The organism is Pandoraea faecigallinarum, from assembly GCF_001029105.3.
GTDB lineage: Bacteria > Pseudomonadota > Gammaproteobacteria > Burkholderiales > Burkholderiaceae > Pandoraea > Pandoraea faecigallinarum.
In genome coordinates, this window is record NZ_CP011808.2 from 234062 (window position 1) to 252326 (window position 18265).

Sequence of the window (18265 nt, forward strand, 5' to 3'; positions counted from 1 at the left end):
GAGTGAGCCAGCGGGACATTCGGAGGAACGATGACGGAACGCTCGAGTTTGGGCGGAAAGGCTCGGGCGAAGGCGCTTCGCCCGGAACAGCGCGCACAGATCTCCCGTGCGGGGGGCCTCGCGAGAATGGCGGGCATGTCGGCAGCAGAGCGCAGCGCCCTGGCTCGCCGGGCAGCCCAAAAACGGTGGGCCAAGCAGGGCTAGCCGTACCGCAAGCCCTAGGCCGGTTGCACACTGCCCTGCACCGCATGCTTGATGAAGCGAGGCACGAAAAAGGACGACGGCGAGCCAACGTCGCGGCCACCTCGACTCGTTCGGCACGCGCTTGCCCGGTGCTGCGAGCCAGATATGGCAACGCACCCCCTGGCGCGTCATCGGTCTTTAATTCTGGTGCCCATCGACCCACATTCTGGCCAGAGAAGAGGCCCCCTCGATCGCCGACGAAGCCTCACGGTACAGGCCACCGTGCACAGTGATTGCCTGATCTTCGTGCGAAACGCCGGCGGTGAGAGACGATACCCGCGCCGTGGCGCGAAAACCGCCCCCGGTGTCCGGAAGTGCCGTACACAAAACCCGAAATCCCCGGTAGGCGAAAGCGAAAACGACAGCCATTTGTAATTGCTCCCCCTCACTCGGCGAACGCGCCCCGACGAGCGGCATCATGTCTTCCGGCTGCAATTCACATGCCAACCATCGCACGGGTGCGTGGTGCGCGTCGCGTGGAAGCGGGTTACGCCGAAGACTCGAAGTTCCAAGGCGCTGCGCAAGCGACGTGTTGTACCGTTGGGGAGGTCGCTTGAAACAGATGTGGACGCCACGGTCGGTTGTTACGGTTCTCGCGAACGGCGATCAACGCGAGTGCTCCGTAATGACGCTCGACGAAGTCCCGGACGTCTCGCTACGGCGGCACGGTTGAAGGTCGGACCATCAAGGCGCGCTGAACGCGGCGCCCTCCCGCCAGCACGGCTTCCCTCACGGGGAAGTAGGCCGATGTGCGCCCTCTAAGTGAGCGTTCGAGACGTCGGCTCGGTGCCGATAACGCCTGAGTGGGCGAGATTCATCGAAACCCGAGACGCTGGCCTCGACGACACGCCATTCAGCTCTGAGCTTCTGATAACGCCCTTGCGGCTCAAACATCCCTTTCGGCATCGGTTGTGCGCCGACCTGAATGGATCGTCGCATCTCGGCTCGAGACACGTCCTTATCGTCCCTCACTCTGTTCGGCTGATCTGACGCCTACGGCCCGGATGCTTCCCTCCGGGCCTGCGCGCGTCGCTTGCACACGGTCGGCATACAGCACAGCCCTTTACCGTTAAGCCCTCTTTCCTGACTTCATTCCCTTGTCCGCGACTGTAGCGCACAGCCCGACGCCCTCAAGGCGCGCAGGGCCGTGTCCTCGGCTGCGCCTGCGGGCCGCACTCACCCTGCGCTGGTTTCCTTGACGGCCCCGGGCCGCGCACTCCTGACCGTCACGGGCGATGAACTCAGGAAAGACGGCGGCAACAGGCCATCCGGGCTCCTCGTGCCGACCGCACCGAAACCCCAAAAAGCGGGCTCCGAATCTTGGAATCCGGTAGCGGTGAATCCCACCCCTTTTTGATGGAGGCCGATATGCCATCGCGCTCACTGCATCACTGGATTGTGGTCCTGGGTTGCGCGTACATGGAATACACGTTCACGCCTTGGGATGGCCGCTACCACTACCGCCGCACCGTCGATTTTGGTCTCGTCGTGTGGTGCCGATCGGCAGCGCTCGACGTGCCGACCAAGCTCCGCATCTGCCCCACCGGCCATGCGCACCGTGCAGGGGATCGACAACGATTGCCTTAATCGTGCCTTGTGGGTGCTGCCTGATGGCCTGCGCCGGTTGAAGCCCTGATCGAAAGCCGGATTCGCTGTCTTCTTCAGGTGGCAGGGGTACCGCTTCTCTCGGTGCTGCCCTCGAAACCTCGAAACAGCTAGGAAATATCACCATGAACGCGCCCCCTGACCCAACACGACGCCGAAGCGCTCGCCATCGACGCCGCCGCACCGCTCGAAGCGGCGGATCCAACCCAGCACTTGATGCTGGTTCCGCTGCCCGAGTTGACGACGTTAGTGAGCAATACGAAGCCGTCGCGGGCGATCGCCGCTTGAGCGCCTTAAAACTGCTGGCGAAGAGAAAGCGCGTCCCCGTCGATCACGACGTGCCGTGCCTGCTCGTCGCCGATGCGTCCGTGAGTCTTGCTGAAAACGTACAACGCGCGTCGATGCCCCCGGCCGCTCAATTCCTCGCCTTTCCCCTGAGCGCTGGCGCGGGGAGGACGTTTCGCTCCGAATGGGGAATGGGCGCGTGCCGCCATGCCGATAGCCTTATGGTGACAGCACGCGCTTCTACTCGACGGCGCGCAATGCGCGCACGCCCATCGGCCGCCCAGCCAGCATCCGCCTACAGGAATGTCAGCCGATGCCCTCTAGCCAGTCTTTTTCCCGGTCCATAAAGTCTCTGCCACGCATGAGATTTACCTCTCGCTCAACCTTACTCATCCATAAGCTTCTAAACGAGGGAGTTCCCGTGAATCCATCGACCAAGCCCGCGCGTCACACCGTTGCAGCGCTGCGCACGCACATGCAACACCACTATCGGCCTGGCCGCACCTACGAAACCTTACAAACGCTCATCGACGAAGGCTTCGACGCGGTGCCTTACCCTGGCGCGGGCGCGACGTGCGCGCGGTGGCAAATGCTCGCTGAGGTTGCCGCCTTCGACCTTTGCCTCGCCAAGCTTTACGAGAGCCACATCGACGCACTTGCTATTCTGCATGAACTGAGGGGTCTCTCTGGCCCGCCGCAGGCCGGCATGCGCGCCGTGTGGTGTTCGGAGTCGGCCCAAGCGCGCGTCACGCTCACGCCACGTGGTGGCAACGATCGCGAAGTCATCCTGCACGGCACCAAAGCGTGGTGCTCGGGGGCTCACCACGTGCGTTCGGCGCTCGTGAGTGCGTGGGACGGCGACACGCCGTGTCTCGTGGAGGTCGAGCTGGCGCAGGCGGAAATTGACGTGTGCCCCGCTGACTGGCACGCCGTAGGCATGGCGGACACACATAGCTTCACGGTGAGCTATCGTGGGGCGCGCGCCCGGCGCGTCGGTGCACCGCGTGCCTATCTCTCGCGCGCCGGCTTCCACCATGGCGCGGCGGGCGTCGCGGCGTGCTGGTACGGGGCGGCGACCGGCATTGCCGAAGTGGTGCGCGAAACCTTGCTCCACAGACCCGGGGATCCACACGCTCTGGCGCACCTAGGCGCCATCGACGTCGCGCTGGCGCAAGCGGCGAGCGTACTGCGCGCCACGGCGCAGGCCATCGATGCGCACCCGGCGCGGCCGTGTCTGGAGGCAATGCGTCGCGCGAGACTGGCGGTCGAGGCGGTGGTGGAGAAGATACTATGGCATGCGCCGCGCGCAGTCGGCCCGAGCCCGATGTGCCGTAACGCCCGTTTCGCACGCCTGCTCGCGGACCTTCCCGTTTTCATTCGCCAGAGCCACGCGGAGCGCGATCTTGCCGCGCACGGCCGTGCCCTCCTCGAGCGTGACGGAGACGGCCTATGGGCGCTCTAAGCGCACGCCTGATTACCGGAGAAGGCACGGCCGAAGCGACATGGCAGCGGTGGTTCCGCGCGCACCCGTTGCCGCAGGTCACGGCACGCGAGCTCATCGCGCGAAGCGCGAGGTTGCACGTCGTGGCGCCGCACCCCGACGATGAGATTCTGGGGTGTGGGGGCACGCTGCGACAACTCGCACGGGCCGGCGTGGAGATCCATATCTGGGCCGTCACGGACGGTGAAGCCAGTCATCCGGGATCGTCACATTGGACACCGGCGCGGTTAGCCGAAGCACGGGTCAGTGAAAGCCTATGGGCGCAACAGCGCTTATCGATGCACTGCCGACGCCATCGTCTAGGCGTGCCGGATGGCCATGTCGTGCGGCATGAATCGCGGCTCTTCGACCTGTTGTGCCCGGCGCTCGCGCGCGGCGACACCGTCATAGCACCGTGGCAATTCGACGGCCATCCCGATCACGAAGCCGTTGCGCGCGCCTGCCGTCGCGCGGCGCAAGCGAGGGGCGCGCGTGGGATCGAGGTGCCGATTTGGGGTTGGCACTGGGCCGATCCGAGCGGCAATGAGCTGCCCTTTGAGCGTGCCGTGCGCGTGCACCTGTCATGCAGCGATCGGGCGGCGAAGATGCACGCCATTGACGCGTTCCGAAGCCAGCTCAGCCCCGATCCGAGCACTAGCGCGCCTCCTGTGTTGCCGGCGTACGCGCTTGCGCGATGGCAACGTTCTTTCGAAGTGTTCCTCCTATGACGGACTTCGACGCGATTTACCGCGCAAGCAAGGATCCATGGTCGGTCCACACGGCGTGGTACGAACAGCGCAAGCGCGACCTCGTACTCGCGTCGCTCGCGCAGCCGCGCTACACGGCCGCGCTTGAGCTGGGCTGCGGCATCGGACAGATCACCGCACCGTTGGCCTCGCGTTGCCATGTGGTGCACGCCGTGGACATGTCGCCGACGGCCATTCAGCGCTGCCGGGAGCGGCTGCACGCGCAAAGTATTGCCAATGTGGCGCTGCAAGTGATGACCGTGCCGCAGGCGTGGCCACTGCACCCGGGCGAATCGGTAGATCTCGTGATCGTCTCGGAGCTTGCTTACTATCTCCCGCCCGAGCCTTTTGAGCAGCTGCTCCAACAGTGCTTCCATTCGCTCAGTGCGGGCGGCCAGTGGGTGATGTGCCACTACACGCCCGACTTCGACGACCGACAGCAAGCAACGCTTGCGCTGCATGAGGCCGTGCACCGTCTCGACGGACTGGTGCGATGCGTAGCCCATGAAGACCGCCAGTTCCGTCTGGACGTCTGGCACAAGTCGAAGGAGCCTCGCTCATGATTGGTGTTTGCATCCCGGCGCATAATGAGGAGGATCACATTGATCGCTGTCTAGCAACGGTGTTGCGCGCAGCGCGACACGCGGGTCTCGCCGGCGAGCCCGTCAGGGTGGTGGTAGTGCTCGATGCGTGCACTGACGCCACCGCCGAGCAAGTGAAGGCATGGCCGGTAACGGCGCTGTCGGTGGATGCGCGAAACGTCGGCAAGGCGCGGGCGAGCGGCGCGCGCCATTTGATCGCCGCAGGCGCGCGCTGGCTGGCGTTTACCGATGCCGATACCATCGTTTCGCCCGCGTGGCTCGTCGATCAGCTCTCGCTGGGCGCTCAAGTGGTCTGCGGCACTGTGGGCGTGATGCACTGGCACGAGCATGGGGTGCACGCGCCGCATGCGCGCGCCGCTTTTCTCGCAAAATATCAGGATCGCGATGGCCACCGTCATGTGCATGGCGCGAACCTCGGCATCGATGCGTCGGTGTACGAACGCGTGGGCGGGTTTGATCCCTTGGCCTGCAGCGAGGACCGGGAGTTGGTGGAAAAGTCCGAGAAGGCCGGGGTAAGCATCGCGTGGAGCGCGCTGCCGCGCGTCACCACCTCGGCACGCCCCTTCTCGCGCGTGAGCGCGGGCTTCGCCGACACGCTGCGCCAAGCCTGGGAGGCGCTTGAATAGCCGTCGGCCAGGAATGGCCGTTAAAAACGGTGTTATCGCGACAACACTTGGCCCGTCATCAACTAAACGACCGAACAGCACGAGCGACGCACCGCTCTCACCGGTCGCGTATGCGCCCCCCAATGGTGGCCGAAAAGCTTGCCACAAACGCACCACTCAGTAGCGCCACAAACGCCCAGATCGAGAAAAGCGCCAAGCCTTTTCGCGCCTCGTCGGCAGCGTCCTTTGCCTTTTGCTCTGCCTGCGCAACTGCCTGACTGAACTGTGTCTGGATTTGCGTGAGCCGTTGCTGCGCGCTGGCCTCATCGACGCCAGCGCGCTGGGCGATGAGCTTGACCAGATAAGCGCGATCGGCGTCCAACACCTGCCCGTTAATCATACTGCGCGCCAATATCCTTGACACCTCCGGTCGCGCATCGCGCTGAGCCGGTGTGGTGGCGGGATCGGTCGGCCGCAGTAGCGCATCAGTGAAATAGTCGAGCAGCCCGCCCCGGCTCCCTGCCTGCACGCCTTGAGAGACGACGGCGGTTGCCGAGCCGGCGAGCGAGGCTCCCGCCCGGGCGCCTCCCGAGACCAAAGAAGTTGTCGTCGCACCGATGAGCACCAGACCGATGATCACGCTCACGGCCCACATCACAAAGCCATGCGCAGTATCGCGAAAATAGACTTCATCGGGGAGCGCATCGCTCCATTTGGTTCGCAGCCGGCCGGTGATAAACCCGCCAACGCCGTACGCGATGATCTGACTGACCAGCAACCAAACGATCGATCCTATGGCGAGTGCCGCGACTGGCGGCGCCGCGTTGCTCCATGGAGACATCGACAAAAAGCCCAGACCGCTGCCACCAGTGAGCAGCATGGCGGAGACGGCCGCTGCGATGACCGCCCCCGCGAAGACGGCACCCCATGAGACGGCCGAGCCGGGGGACTCAGTATGGGCAGGGGGAATAGGATTTTTGGCAACCAATTGCACATCCTGCATAACGGTTCCTTCTCCAGATTAACACCGGTTGTGGGCAAGCATCAATGGGCAAACAACGCGATCAAAATGACGATGGGGATCGGCACACCCAACAACAGTAAGAGAATGGATCGCACGGCATCTCCTTGTTGACACCCGTTACCTTAGCGAGCGCAAGGGCGCAAACATGCGGACGCCCCGAGTCATTTTCAGAATAGACCGCCGGATTCGGGCGACGGCACTATTAGATGCACTCTCGCGTTATCTCGCCGAGGGGCTGGCGCCGGCAGATAATAATTAGAGAAAAAAGAGCCGCGGAGAGCGCACATCTTTCTCACCGCAGGCGCGGCCATTCGGTCTGGCTTACCAGAGATTGTGCCGCTCGTTCCACGTATCGACTTCACGCTCGACGTCGGCCTTGGACCTCGCCTCGCCGTAACGCTCCTGAATCAAGCCGACGAACTTGTCACGATTACCTTCGACCTTGAGCAGGTCGTCGTCGGTTAGATCTCCCCACTGCTTCTTTACTTCGCCTTTGAGCTGATTCCACTTCCCCTTGATCGTATCTGAGTTCATGACGCCTATATGAACGCGTCCCGTTTGCAACAGTTTTCGCGTGTTTTGATAGACAGGATGGGCTGCAGCTCTATATCCGGCCTCGATGCAGTCGGTACAGTCGCTGCGGGCCCCTATGAAATTCGCTGACTCGCACCTCATTCTCCCGGCGAGCTCAAAGCTCGAGGCATCATTCAGGTTTAGCGAGTCCCGGTCCTACCTGGCTTGTCATCACACTCGATTGCTGCGCAACCTTTCGACGTTCACCCTGTGTTTAAACGTTAATCCTCTACGCAAGCGCTGCCCGTTTAGACGGGTTTCACGCTCACGTATCCCTTCTGGTACTGCCGGTCATGGGCAAGAACTGCCCAGATCGTTCGCGCCATCTTGTTGGCTAACGCGACGATTACGACATTTTTTGGCCGCCGCTTCTGGATTTGTTCGACCCACTCACCGGGCTCTTTCGCATGCGTCAGCACAGATCGTGCACCGTGAATCAGCAGGGTGCGCAGATATGTGTCGCCGCGCTTTGATATGCCATGCAAGTTCACCTTGCCGCCCGAACCCGTCTGCTTCGGCACGATCCCAACCCACGCGGCAAACTCTCGTCCCGAACTGAACGCTTTCGCATCTCCCATCATCGCGACAGCTGCTGTTGCCGTCAGTAATCCAACACCGGGAATCTCGCTGATGGCCTTGACCGCCTTATCCTCTTTCTTCCACTCGCGCATCCGACGCTCGATCTCAGCGATCTGCTCATCAAGCTTCTCCAGTCCGTTCCACTGCGCGCGAAACGTATCGATCAGCACGGCAGGCAAACGCTCCGCAATCCGTTCGAGCACAGCGGGTATTTCCTTATCGAGCTTCGCCCGACTCTTGCCCATCACTTCACCGTATTCCGTTAGCAGCCCTCGCAGAGCATTAATCTGCATCGTGCGAAATTTGATCAGTTGCTGTCTCATCCGGTGCAGCCCCAGCATGGCTTGCTGCATTTCGGTCTTTACTGCGACCGGCTTGCCCGGCTGCTGCACGGCCAGCCAGATCGCCTTCGCATCAGCCGCATCGCTCTTGTTCCTGATGTTGAAAGCCTTTACGAACTCCCCCGGCATCAGCTTCACCTCGTGGCCCAGCTTCGCGAGTTGCCGGGCCCAGTGGTGCGCACCACCGCACGCTTCCATCCCGATCAGGCACGGCGCTCGGTTCGCAAAATGCTCAAGGAACTTTGCCCGCTTGATCGGCTTGTTCACGATCTCGCCAGTTTCCTGATCGACGTAATGCACTTGGAACACACTTTTCGCGATGTCTACACCCACTGCCGTACAATTCACTCGGATCCTCCGGTTGCTTTGGAAAACTTCGTATTTTCCACTTTGGGCACATCGATGCCGTTGGCCCGTGAGGATCCACCTTCCTTTGCTCACTCGGTCACGGGGTGGGACGCGTTCATTTCATTCTCCTTAGCGTTGAATGGAATTCAGGCGCTTCTGCGGACATTACGCGCGTTGGCACACGCAGTGCCCTTCACGCTCTGACACCAGAATACGCGCCTGCCACGGCTGTGGCCGTGATTCCAGCATAGGAAGTCCGAAATGTTTGCGCTGTCAGGTGCAGCGACGGCGCCGCGTAAGCGCAATCCGGTAGTGCTGTAGGCGCATTCCGCCGAATGGGCGCGTGGAAGGAGAAGAGGAAGACAAGGGATAGGAACACGGAGAGTCTTTGGTGTCACTAGCCGCGAAAAAACAGCGCGGCACGCCAGCGGGGGATCGGCCGCCAATCACGTCGGCGCAATCGCCAACATGTGGGCCGAGTGCTGTCAGGTTGTTTGGTCGACCACCGACCAAGGCGCGATGGCTGGAGATGGCTCTGGTCATGCGCGCTTGCGATGGCGGCATGTGCTCGCTGTTTGCTTACCGTGTCTTTTGGCAACGACGCGCTCAAAGCGGTACCATAGCTCCACATCTGCACGGCTTCCCTCACGCTTTGCCCCCAGCATGAGGTGACGACTATGTCGCGCGCACCTAACCACAAGGAGAAGTTCATGACCGATATCAAATCCGTACTGGCCGACGCCGAGGACCTCCTCAAACAAGCCGCCAATACGAGCGGCGAGCGGGCTGCTGAGCTGAGCGCCAAGGCCCTGGCGCTGCTCGAACAAGCCAGGGAAAAAGCCTCGGACTTGCAAGTCGTGGTCGTCGAAAAGAGCAGGCAAGCCGCGCGTGCGACCGATGACTATGTGCATGACCATCCGTGGCAGGCCGCGGGCGTTGGTACCGGGATTGGTGTGGTGATCGGCCTACTGCTCAACCGCAAATAGGCCGCGCCGAGGTAAGTCATTTCCTCGCCAACTCTGTCCACGGCGGAGCCCGTCTGACCGGCCATGCGGGTCGGGCGGACCGCCCACCTCAGCTTATGACCCAGAATGATCGCACGACCCCGCCGCCCTCGCTGCGGCACCTCGCCGGTGCGTTGCTCGAGATTTTTCAGTCGCGCCTCGAGCTCATCGGCATCGAACTGACCCAAGAGAAAGAACGCCTGGTGGGCGTCGCCTTCCTCGGCCTTGCCGCGATGCTCTTCGGTGTCCTCGCACTCATGTCACTCACCGCGCTGATGATCGTGGTTTTCTGGGACACGTATCGCCTGCCGGCCATCTCCGGCATTGTCATCGTGTATTGCCTGCTCGCGGGCTGGTGCGCCACCCGTGCCCGCGATATTTTGCGTGAGGCCCCGTTGCCATTCGAAGCCACACTGACCGAATTCAAAAATGACCGCAACGCGCTGCGTGCGGATTGAAGGAGATCTGACCGTGCCACCGCAACAGCGTCCTTCACGCCGGACTTCGTCGCCACGACACCCGCGCCCTTCGCTTCTCACGCGTCATGCCCGCCTCGCCATGCGCAAGGAAATCGTGCTCACGCGCATCGCTGTCGAGCGCGCCGAACTGATTCAGGCCACGCACGTCGCGCGCGAGCGGCTGCGCAACCTTGGGTGGGTTCGCTATCTGCTCCCTGGCGGTTTTGCCAGGCTTTCGAGCCTGAGCAGCCGCGCAAACATGGCCAACGCCGACCTCACGCTCGCCGGTTTGCTGCAATGCGACCCGCTCAATCCGGTGGCCTCGCTGGCCCTCAGCGGCTTGTCGCATACGCGGGTCGGACGCGGTGTCCGCCGCATTCTCCAGTGGGGCGGCCTCGGCGTGCTTGTATGGCAAGGCATCAGGCGCTCACAGGACACGACGAAACTGTCGGATCCGCACACCGGTAGCGCGGCAAAGCTCGAAGCGTCGGCGACATCATCCACGCGGGCCCCGGTGGCCGGCCATCATGGCGCGCTGCCCCTGATGTAAGGCGCTGTTTGTGGCGATGCTTTTGGGTGAGGCGATAGCGCGATGGTCACCCATCTTTTAGCGGCCAATGCCTCAGTGCCAAGGCCTCAGAGGCCGGCCAGCCTGGCCCCGACGAATCCACCTACCGTCCCCGCGACGAGCGCGAAGCCGACGAGCAGCAGCACGAACCGCCGCGCCTTGCGCTCAAGCGCGAGGTTCACTGCGACGAGCTGCGCGGCACCATGATTGAGCTGGTTGCCAATCTGCGCCGCCGCGTGTCGGCCCGCCTCGGCCAGCTTCGCAGCGTTTTTGTCGACGATGGACTCCAAATTGAGCCGGGCGGCCAGAAACGCCTTACCGGTCGCGTCCGTGGTCGCCTGCTCCATCTTGGCGGCCAGCGCCTGCTCCGCCTGCTCGAAGCGACGCACGAGCGCGTCCGTCTCTTGCAGCAACTCGGCCATCAGCGCTTCGCGCGCGGTGGCGACATCAGTGGCCATGACACCTATATGAACGCGTCCCGTTTGCAACAGTTTTCGCGTGTTTTGATAGACAGGATGGGCTGCAGCTCTATATCCGGCCTCGATGCAGTCGGTACAGTCGCTGCGGGCCCCTATGAAATTCGCTGACTCGCACCTCATTCTCCCGGCGAGCTCAAAGCTCGAGGCATCATTCAGGTTTAGCGAGTCCCGGTCCTACCTGGCTTGTCATCACACTCGATTGCTGCGCAACCTTTCGACGTTCACCCTGTGTTTAAACGTTAATCCTCTACGCAAGCGCTGCCCGTTTAGACGGGTTTCACGCTCACGTATCCCTTCTGGTACTGCCGGTCATGGGCAAGAACTGCCCAGATCGTTCGCGCCATCTTGTTGGCTAACGCGACGATTACGACATTTTTTGGCCGCCGCTTCTGGATTTGTTCGACCCACTCACCGGGCTCTTTCGCATGCGTCAGCACAGATCGTGCACCGTGAATCAGCAGGGTGCGCAGATATGTGTCGCCGCGCTTTGATATGCCATGCAAGTTCACCTTGCCGCCCGAACCCGTCTGCTTCGGCACGATCCCAACCCACGCGGCAAACTCTCGTCCCGAACTGAACGCTTTCGCATCTCCCATCATCGCGACAGCTGCTGTTGCCGTCAGTAATCCAACACCGGGAATCTCGCTGATGGCCTTGACCGCCTTATCCTCTTTCTTCCACTCGCGCATCCGACGCTCGATCTCAGCGATCTGCTCATCAAGCTTCTCCAGTCCGTTCCACTGCGCGCGAAACGTATCGATCAGCACGGCAGGCAAACGCTCCGCAATCCGTTCGAGCACAGCGGGTATTTCCTTATCGAGCTTCGCCCGACTCTTGCCCATCACTTCACCGTATTCCGTTAGCAGCCCTCGCAGAGCATTAATCTGCATCGTGCGAAATTTGATCAGTTGCTGTCTCATCCGGTGCAGCCCCAGCATGGCTTGCTGCATTTCGGTCTTTACTGCGACCGGCTTGCCCGGCTGCTGCACGGCCAGCCAGATCGCCTTCGCATCAGCCGCATCGCTCTTGTTCCTGATGTTGAAAGCCTTTACGAACTCCCCCGGCATCAGCTTCACCTCGTGGCCCAGCTTCGCGAGTTGCCGGGCCCAGTGGTGCGCACCACCGCACGCTTCCATCCCGATCAGGCACGGCGCTCGGTTCGCAAAATGCTCAAGGAACTTTGCCCGCTTGATCGGCTTGTTCACGATCTCGCCAGTTTCCTGATCGACGTAATGCACTTGGAACACACTTTTCGCGATGTCTACACCCACTGCCGTACAATTCACTCGGATCCTCCGGTTGCTTTGGAAAACTTCGTATTTTCCACTTTGGGCACATCGATGCCGTTGGCCCGTGAGGATCCACCTTCCTTTGCTCACTCGGTCACGGGGTGGGACGCGTTCATTTCATTCTCCCGATCACCTGAACAACGCCCGGTAGACGTTATCGAGATTTTTGTGCGCGGATCTAGCGAGTCGCTGGGCGGAGATCATACTCACTGCGCGCGAGCGGGACGCGTCATCGCTCGCTTCGCGCAGCATGGCCCGATAGTCCGTGTCGTCCGCGATAACGTCGGCGACGGTCTTGTTCAGCCCCCGCAGCCGCTCGAAAATCTCGTTTTTGAACACCACGGCGTCTGCCCGCAGCGTGAAACTGCGGGTGTCTTCATGCAGGCCGAAGATCGTGCGAAACAGGCGTGGCACGTCGCTCGCGTCTTCGAGCTCGACCTTGTTGAACACCACGCGGATTTTCTGTGCCGGCACACCGAGGCCAACCAGTGTCTCAATCGTGTTCACGGTGTCAGTTTGTTGCTTTTTCTCGCTCACCGCAGGCACCACGAAGTAGTCAAACTCTTCGTGTGAACCTTCGAATTGGCCCATCTGTTTGATGAATTCCTCGACGTTGGACGCGCCCACGTCGACGATGGCCGAGTCGAGCGTCATCAGGCCCTCTTGCAGCCCGCCATAGTCGCGGCCCTTAAGGCGCAGCGCGCCGGTGTCGGCCGAGCCGGCATTGAGGGTCTCGATCTCGAATCTGAGCGCGTTCATGCGCGGCGCAAGCAGGTGATCGACCAGCGTGGTCTTACCCGGATTCCCGCTGAAATTTAAAACGGCGACTTTCATTTTCGGCTTATATGAACGCCTCCCGTTTGCGACGGTTTTTCGTGTGTTCCGACTGTGACAGGAGGGGTTGCAGCTTTATATCCGGGCTTGTTGCAGCCCGATACGCTGCGGCCCACCATGAAATCCGCGGACCCGCACCTCATTTCCTTAGCGAGCTCGAAGCTCATCCGAAAATTCAGGTTTAGCGAGTCCCGGTCCGACCTGTCTTGTCATTACATACGATTGCCAGCGCAACCTTTCGACGTGTCATCCTGTAAAAATTAATCGTCCTGCTACCCAGTGCTCATCGGTTAAACCGGCTTCACGCTCAGGTAACCCCGTTCGTACTGCCTGTCGTGCGCCAGGATCGCCCAGATCGTGCGGGCAATCCTGTTGGCCTGAGCCACGATTGCTACGTTTAGCGGTCGCCGCTTTTTGATTCCTTCGGCCCACGGCCCTGGCTCTTTCGCCAGACACAGCACGCTGCGCGCACCGTGGATCAACAGCTTGCGTAGATATATATCGCCTCGCTTACTGATTCCGTGCAGATGCACCTTGCCACCCGTACCCGTTTGCCTCGGAACCAATCCAATCCAAGCCGCGAACTCTCGCCCAGATTTGAACGTCTTCGCATCGCCTATCGTCGCAACAGCCGCCGTCGCCGTCAGCAGACCAACGCCCGGTATCGCCGCAATCGCTTTGCTCGCTTTGTCCTCTCTCATCCACGTCTGCAGACGTCGCTCGATGCTCGCAATCTGTTTATCTAGCTCCGCCAACCCGTTCCATTGCTCGCGCAACGTGTCGATCAGAATCGCCGGCAGACGATCGACCAGTCGCTCCAGTACACCGGGGATCGCCTTATCCAGCGCAGCCCGGCCTTTGCCCGTCACTTCGCCGTACTCGGCAAGCAGGCCGCGCAAGCCATTAATCTGCATTGTGCGGAACTTCACCAACTGTTCGCGCATCCGGTGCAGTCCCAGTACCGCCTGTTGTGTTTCCGTCTTTACCGCAACCGATTTGCCTGCATGCTGCACGGCTAGCCAGATGGCTTTCGCGTCGGCTGCGTCGTTTTTGTTGCCCATCACAAACGCCTTCACAAATTTCCCCGGCATCAGCTTCACCTCGTGGCCCATCGTCGTGAGCTTGCGGGCCCAGTGCTGTGAGCCACCGCACGCCTCCATCCCGACCAGGCACGGAGCCAGATTCGCGAAGTGTTCGAGAAACGCGCCCCGTCTCACCGGTTTGTTCACGATTTCGCCCGTCTCTGCGTCGATGTAATGGAGCTGCATCACGTTCTTTGCAATGTCCACACCCACTGTCGTATGCTTCATTTCGGAGCCTCCGGTTTGCTAGGAAAACCTCTATGGTCTTCCATCTGGGCACTCTGTTGCCGTTGGCCCGTGAGGCTCCGCCTTCGATTCCTTTCTGCTAGCTCCTACCGCTCACGGGTGGGAGGCGTTCATATCATTTCCTTTCTTTCTCTATCGCGAGTCGCTCATAGCGCGCGATCCGATCGGCCAGTTCCGCCGGATCGGGCTTCATCAGACGATCGAGCTCCTGCACCGAGGGCGGTTCTCGCGGCGCGGGAGGCCCGCCTTCTGTGGCAGGCGGGGCACTCTCCTGCGACACACACGCCTCGGGCCGGCGTGACGCGGGCACCCCGGCCGTCTGGGATCCGCCGGGCACCTCCGGCCGCTCCGTACTCTTGTTCTGATGCCTGGCACGGTATTGGTACAGGTAGTTTCTGAAGGTGGCTATCGTCAGTTCCAGCCCCCCCTTGCGCAACGTCTCGACAATCTCGGCCGCGCGCACGCCCTCGGCGAGCTTCGCCTCGATCGACGGCATCAATTGGCGCAGCCGGGCGGCTTTCGTCGAGTGCTTGAGCGCCTCGATTCGGGCTTTCAATTCAGTTTCGCTCATGGGGTCCTCGCGAGTGGCTTCCTTCGCTACCAAATCACTACTGAATCACTACCATTGCTCTACTGCCTACCTACTGCATTACTTCGACTACGCTCTCATGTCGGTGTGCAGTTGCTAGACTGTTGCTCGTTCTTTGCTATCACGTTGCTGTTCTTTCAGAACTATTTCCCTACGGCCTTCGGCCTATTTCGTGTGAACGCCCTTAACCCCCGGAGGTTTTGGTCCCTTAACGGGCCCGAAAACCTCAATACACATCACGCACCCCTCGGGTGCTTCAGCTACCGAAGTCGGCGACTTCGCTCATTGCCCGCTGGCAAATTCTCAGTCAAAGCGCCCGTACCCCGCTGGTTCCTTGCCGCTCGCCGGCGCCTTGCGCTGCGGCTCAAGCGACCCTAGCGGCTGCCGCGATAGCGCCGACTTGCCGTCGAGCGCGCCTTTGGGCGGTAGCCCTGCCGCGCGGCGCAGCCACTGTCGTTCGCGCTGGAGCGCCAGTGCCGTACTCCTGTCAAAGCGCCGGGCGATGGCGTCCGGCAGCTCGCCGAGCGAGTTCGTGTAGACGCGGGCCTCCTGCCGCGCCCGGCTGATGGCAACGTAATAGAGGTTCATCGACGTGGTGCGGCTTCTCGTATCGAGCGCAATCAGTGCGCGCTCACTGGTCAGGCCCTGCGCGCTGTGAACGGTCGAGGCGTAAGCGTGCTCGAGATGCAGTGGCCTCGTGGACGGCAGCTCAAGCGAGCGCACCGGCCGGCCTTCGCGTGGCTCGAGCGATTCGAGCGTGACGGCGCCGCCGCTCACCCCGGCGACCCGCATGCGATCGCCGTTGGTTAGGTCGCGCCCGGCATCGTTGCGATTGATCCGCACGGTATCGCCGACGGCAAGTTCGGCGCGCTCGAGCTGGTAGACGCTGAGCTGCGTCGCGCGGCGCGGGTTGAGGGTGGCCATAGTGCCGTCCGGGCGTTGCAGGACCAGCATATTGCCCGGCAACGCTTCCCGGACGCGGTAGGTTTTCCCCCGCATCAGACCGGCTCTGTGGTAGTCGCGCTCGGGCTGGATCACCATGCCCGGCTGATAGCTCGGGGCAAAGCGGCGCTGCGCCTGCGTCATGTCCACGCGCGTCAAGGTGTCGAACTCGCGCCCGTTCCCCGTGAGCGCCAGAGAGCCCCGCACCATGCGGTTGATCTCGCGGCGGGCATCGTTCGTGCCGGCGACGATCAGCGTGTCGCGGCGCTCGGCTTCGGTCAGTGCGATGTAGTCGGCGACGATGGCGCGATGCCGCTCGGTCGGCTCCCTGAATTCTTCCACGTGCTTGAGATGCGCAAGCGACTGCGTGACGCGGCCCTCGGCGGCGTGTTCGACCGCCGTTTTGAGCTCGCGGTCTTGCTGCCGCGTAATCTCGCGGATGCGCGTGGTGGGCATGCCGCCCTGCTGGAGTTGCGCGAACGGCTTGCCAGCCTCGATGGCCTCGGTCTGCTTGGTGTCGCCGATCATCACCATACGCGCGCCGGCCTGCTCGACGGCGCGCATGAGCTGTTCCATCTGGCGGGCGCCGACGACGCCCGCCTCGTCCAGCACGACGATCGTCCTGGCATCGATAGACTTGTCTTTGGCACGCAGAAAGCTTGCCAGCGTGTGTGCGTCGAGCCCCGCGTTCCTGAGCGCCGTGACCTGGTTGCCGTACGGCGCGAGCGCGACGGTGCGGTAACCGCCCTGACCGCGCTCACCGCCGCCCCCGCCACTCGACGCCTGCCGGATGAGCGCGACCGCCTGATTGACGGTGTAGGTTTTGCCGGTGCCGGCGTCGCCCTGGATGCCGACGAACCGGTGCGCCGTCGCGACGATAGCCTCCACGGCCGAGCGCTGGTCAGCGTTCAGTCGGGAACCTTCGAGCGCCGTTTTGACCGCTGCGGGCGTCAGGATCGGCGCGAGGGCGGCGCGGCCGCTGCGTTCGATGGCGAGTATCGCCTTCTCGCGCGCGAGCGCCTTGTGGGTCGTATAACGCGTCTCGGCCGGCACAAGAGAGCCGCGCTGGATGGCCTGAGCCACATAAGCGCGGGCCTCCTGCTGGGTCAAACCTTCGCGTTCACCCAAAAAGCTCGCCCAGCCGGCCGGCGAGAGCGCCGGTCCATCCCTGGATCCGGCCGCGCGGTAGGTTGACACCGCCTCGATCAGCGCCCCCTGTTCGACCAGCCGCCGGATCTCGGCACGCACCTCCTCCATGCCTGCCAGCCCGACTGCGCGGCGCAGGGCCGTCGCCGTGAGCGCGCTTTCCTGCACCACGGCTTCACGTTCGGTCAGATGGTTGATCGCGTATTGCACTACCGCCTGCGCTGGCGTGAGTCCGACTGGCAGGCTCAGTGCCGCAGCGCGATCGAGCGCGCTGCGTGGACCCTCGCTGTGGCCGTCGAGCGGCGAGCGGGCGCCGTAGTCGATGCCCAGTTCGCGGCTTTTCTCCAGCCAATATTGCTTGATGATCTGCTGGTCGGATTCGTCTTTGCGCGGCCGCGTCGCCAGCGAGATCACCTGTTTTTCCAGTGCGGTTGCCGACGCCCTCGTTTTCCCTTCGTCGGCAAGCGCTTGCTCGATCACGTAGCTACGTGCCGAAAACGCCTCGATCTGCTCGCGGCTGATATGCGCCAGCTCGAACTTGCCCTTGTCATCGACGAGTCGAATGGCATAGCCCAGTTTCTGTAGGCTGTGTGCAAGCTCGGCCTTGTACAGGGCATCGATCTCATGTTGTACACGGAAGATGTCCTCGTTCGACAGCGCACGCCACGCGCCGTCGGCGCGTCGTGTCATGTTCAGTACGACGGCGTGCGTGTGAAGTTGGGGGTCCTTGGCCCGGCTCATCTCGTGCCGGAACTTGCCGATGACCATATTTCCGGTACGCTCGTGACAGCTCTTGCCCTTGACCTTCTTGCGGGCCTCAGCGAGCCGCTCGGCCTGCTCAAGGGCCCGTGTAACGGCACGGTCGTGCGCTGCACTGACCTCACGGTCGCCGGCGACAAGCGCCTGCATCGACACCGATTTCGGGGCCGAAAACGTGAGGTCCAGCCCCATGCGTTTTTTGTGAGCGGTCGTATCGAACGTCGTCTGAATGCGCTCGCCGTTGGGCAGCCGGCCATCGAGCAGGCGCGAGAATTGGGCCTGCTCGATCGGCCCGGTGAGTCCAAGCAGCCGCGCCCCTTCCCCCTGCCACTCGCCGGGGTGGTCCTTGGCGTAGTAATCGTCGGCGGCTGCAAAATAGTGCGCCGCCGCATACTGGTTGTTGCCGCGAATCGGGGTCACGTTGAGCATGGCGCGCTC

Annotated in this window: 17 protein-coding genes and 1 pseudogene; 9 read left to right on the forward strand and 9 right to left on the reverse strand. The window is 62.3% G+C overall.

All coding sequences use genetic code 11. The features are described 5' to 3' along the window. Positions 1 to 1611: 1611 nt before the first annotated feature. The 6 genes and pseudogenes from AB870_RS24095 (at position 1612) to AB870_RS24115 (ending at position 5587) form a co-directional block, all read left to right on the forward strand. A complete protein-coding gene (locus AB870_RS24095; RefSeq protein ID WP_157112523.1) occupies positions 1612 to 1830 on the forward strand; it encodes a hypothetical protein in 219 nt (72 codons plus the stop codon). Positions 1831 to 1986: 156 nt separating this feature from the next. Further along, positions 1987 to 2303, forward strand: a pseudogene (locus AB870_RS27250) (ParB/Srx family N-terminal domain-containing protein); the annotation flags it as partial. 251 nt (positions 2304 to 2554) lie between these two features. Further along, positions 2555 to 3595, forward strand: a complete 1041-nt coding sequence (locus tag AB870_RS24100) for an acyl-CoA dehydrogenase (protein ID WP_157112524.1) — start codon at positions 2555 to 2557, stop codon at positions 3593 to 3595. Then, a complete protein-coding gene (locus AB870_RS24105; RefSeq protein WP_047909171.1) occupies positions 3583 to 4341 on the forward strand; it encodes a PIG-L deacetylase family protein in 759 nt (252 codons plus the stop codon). Before AB870_RS24100 ends, AB870_RS24105 begins: the two co-directional genes overlap by 13 nt. Further along, complete coding sequence (locus tag AB870_RS24110) at positions 4338 to 4922, forward strand: class I SAM-dependent methyltransferase (RefSeq protein ID WP_047909172.1); 585 nt, start codon at positions 4338 to 4340, stop codon at positions 4920 to 4922. The genes AB870_RS24105 and AB870_RS24110 overlap by 4 nt, the downstream gene beginning before the upstream one ends. Beyond that, positions 4919 to 5587 carry a glycosyltransferase family 2 protein gene (locus AB870_RS24115; RefSeq protein ID WP_047909173.1) on the forward strand — a complete coding sequence of 223 codons (669 nt, stop codon included), beginning with the start codon at positions 4919 to 4921 and terminating at the stop codon, positions 5585 to 5587. The genes AB870_RS24110 and AB870_RS24115 overlap by 4 nt, the downstream gene beginning before the upstream one ends. Before the next feature lie 97 nt (positions 5588 to 5684). Here AB870_RS24115 and AB870_RS24120 read toward each other — a convergent pair whose 3' ends face one another. The 3 genes from AB870_RS24120 to AB870_RS24130 form a co-directional block, all read right to left on the reverse strand. Further along, positions 5685 to 6569, reverse strand: a complete 885-nt coding sequence (locus AB870_RS24120; RefSeq protein ID WP_047909174.1) for a hypothetical protein — start codon at positions 6567 to 6569, stop codon at positions 5685 to 5687. A gap of 342 nt (positions 6570 to 6911) precedes the next feature. Further along, complete coding sequence (locus AB870_RS24125; RefSeq protein WP_047909175.1) at positions 6912 to 7124, reverse strand: CsbD family protein; 213 nt, start codon at positions 7122 to 7124, stop codon at positions 6912 to 6914. A 287-nt stretch (positions 7125 to 7411) separates the two neighbouring features. Beyond that, the gene (locus AB870_RS24130) at positions 7412 to 8431 is read right to left on the reverse strand and encodes an IS110 family RNA-guided transposase (protein ID WP_047905322.1); all 1020 of its coding nucleotides are present in this window, start codon (positions 8429 to 8431) and stop codon (positions 7412 to 7414) included. A 677-nt stretch (positions 8432 to 9108) separates the two neighbouring features. Between AB870_RS24130 and AB870_RS24135 the strand changes: the two genes are divergently transcribed. The 3 genes from AB870_RS24135 to AB870_RS24145 all read left to right on the forward strand — a co-directional run bounded on the left by AB870_RS24135 (position 9109) and on the right by AB870_RS24145 (position 10443). Further along, positions 9109 to 9417: an ElaB/YgaM/YqjD family protein gene (locus tag AB870_RS24135; protein ID WP_084664329.1), complete on the forward strand. Its 309-nt coding sequence runs from the start codon at positions 9109 to 9111 to the stop codon at positions 9415 to 9417. Between the two features lie 95 nt (positions 9418 to 9512). Continuing rightward, complete coding sequence (locus AB870_RS24140; protein ID WP_047909176.1) at positions 9513 to 9893, forward strand: phage holin family protein; 381 nt, start codon at positions 9513 to 9515, stop codon at positions 9891 to 9893. Between the two features lie 13 nt (positions 9894 to 9906). After that, positions 9907 to 10443 carry a hypothetical protein gene (locus AB870_RS24145; protein WP_157112525.1) on the forward strand — a complete coding sequence of 179 codons (537 nt, stop codon included), beginning with the start codon at positions 9907 to 9909 and terminating at the stop codon, positions 10441 to 10443. A gap of 86 nt (positions 10444 to 10529) precedes the next feature. Here AB870_RS24145 and AB870_RS24150 read toward each other — a convergent pair whose 3' ends face one another. From AB870_RS24150 to mobF, 6 genes are all read right to left on the reverse strand, one after another. Then, positions 10530 to 10883 (reverse strand): hypothetical protein, encoded by a 354-nt coding sequence (locus AB870_RS24150; RefSeq protein WP_047909387.1) that lies wholly within the window; start codon positions 10881 to 10883, stop codon positions 10530 to 10532. 323 nt (positions 10884 to 11206) lie between these two features. Next, on the reverse strand, positions 11207 to 12226 hold the full coding sequence (locus AB870_RS24155) for an IS110 family RNA-guided transposase (protein ID WP_047905322.1): 1020 nt from the start codon (positions 12224 to 12226) through the stop codon (positions 11207 to 11209). A 132-nt stretch (positions 12227 to 12358) separates the two neighbouring features. Then, positions 12359 to 13063: a StbB family protein gene (gene stbB, locus AB870_RS24160; protein WP_047909178.1), complete on the reverse strand. Its 705-nt coding sequence runs from the start codon at positions 13061 to 13063 to the stop codon at positions 12359 to 12361. A gap of 290 nt (positions 13064 to 13353) precedes the next feature. Then, complete coding sequence (locus tag AB870_RS24165) at positions 13354 to 14373, reverse strand: IS110 family RNA-guided transposase (RefSeq protein ID WP_047909179.1); 1020 nt, start codon at positions 14371 to 14373, stop codon at positions 13354 to 13356. 133 nt (positions 14374 to 14506) lie between these two features. Then, entirely contained in the window at positions 14507 to 14962 is a 456-nt protein-coding gene (locus tag AB870_RS24170; RefSeq protein ID WP_047909180.1) for a hypothetical protein, read from the reverse strand. A gap of 321 nt (positions 14963 to 15283) precedes the next feature. Beyond that, a complete protein-coding gene (gene mobF / locus AB870_RS24175; RefSeq protein WP_047909181.1) occupies positions 15284 to 18256 on the reverse strand; it encodes a MobF family relaxase in 2973 nt (990 codons plus the stop codon). Between the last annotated feature and the right edge of the window lie 9 nt (positions 18257 to 18265).

Excerpts from the sequence above, each read along its gene's own strand:
- AB870_RS24150 (WP_047909387.1), bottom strand. The coding sequence starts at position 10,883 with ATGGCCGAGTTGCTGCAAGAGACGGACGCGCTCGTGCGTCGCTTCGAG.
- AB870_RS24140 (WP_047909176.1), top strand. The coding sequence starts at position 9,513 with ATGACCCAGAATGATCGCACGACCCCGCCGCCCTCGCTGCGGCACCTC.
- AB870_RS24125 (WP_047909175.1), bottom strand. The coding sequence starts at position 7,124 with ATGAACTCAGATACGATCAAGGGGAAGTGGAATCAGCTCAAAGGCGAA.
- AB870_RS24110 (WP_047909172.1), top strand. The coding sequence starts at position 4,338 with ATGACGGACTTCGACGCGATTTACCGCGCAAGCAAGGATCCATGGTCG.
- AB870_RS24115 (WP_047909173.1), top strand. The coding sequence starts at position 4,919 with ATGATTGGTGTTTGCATCCCGGCGCATAATGAGGAGGATCACATTGAT.
- AB870_RS24120 (WP_047909174.1), bottom strand. The coding sequence starts at position 6,569 with ATGCAGGATGTGCAATTGGTTGCCAAAAATCCTATTCCCCCTGCCCAT.
- stbB (WP_047909178.1), bottom strand. The coding sequence starts at position 13,063 with ATGAAAGTCGCCGTTTTAAATTTCAGCGGGAATCCGGGTAAGACCACG.
- AB870_RS24095 (WP_157112523.1), top strand. The coding sequence starts at position 1,612 with ATGCCATCGCGCTCACTGCATCACTGGATTGTGGTCCTGGGTTGCGCG.
- AB870_RS24165 (WP_047909179.1), bottom strand. The coding sequence starts at position 14,373 with ATGAAGCATACGACAGTGGGTGTGGACATTGCAAAGAACGTGATGCAG.
- AB870_RS24135 (WP_084664329.1), top strand. The coding sequence starts at position 9,109 with ATGTCGCGCGCACCTAACCACAAGGAGAAGTTCATGACCGATATCAAA.
- AB870_RS24170 (WP_047909180.1), bottom strand. The coding sequence starts at position 14,962 with ATGAGCGAAACTGAATTGAAAGCCCGAATCGAGGCGCTCAAGCACTCG.
- mobF (WP_047909181.1), bottom strand. The coding sequence starts at position 18,256 with ATGCTCAACGTGACCCCGATTCGCGGCAACAACCAGTATGCGGCGGCG.
- AB870_RS24105 (WP_047909171.1), top strand. The coding sequence starts at position 3,583 with ATGGGCGCTCTAAGCGCACGCCTGATTACCGGAGAAGGCACGGCCGAA.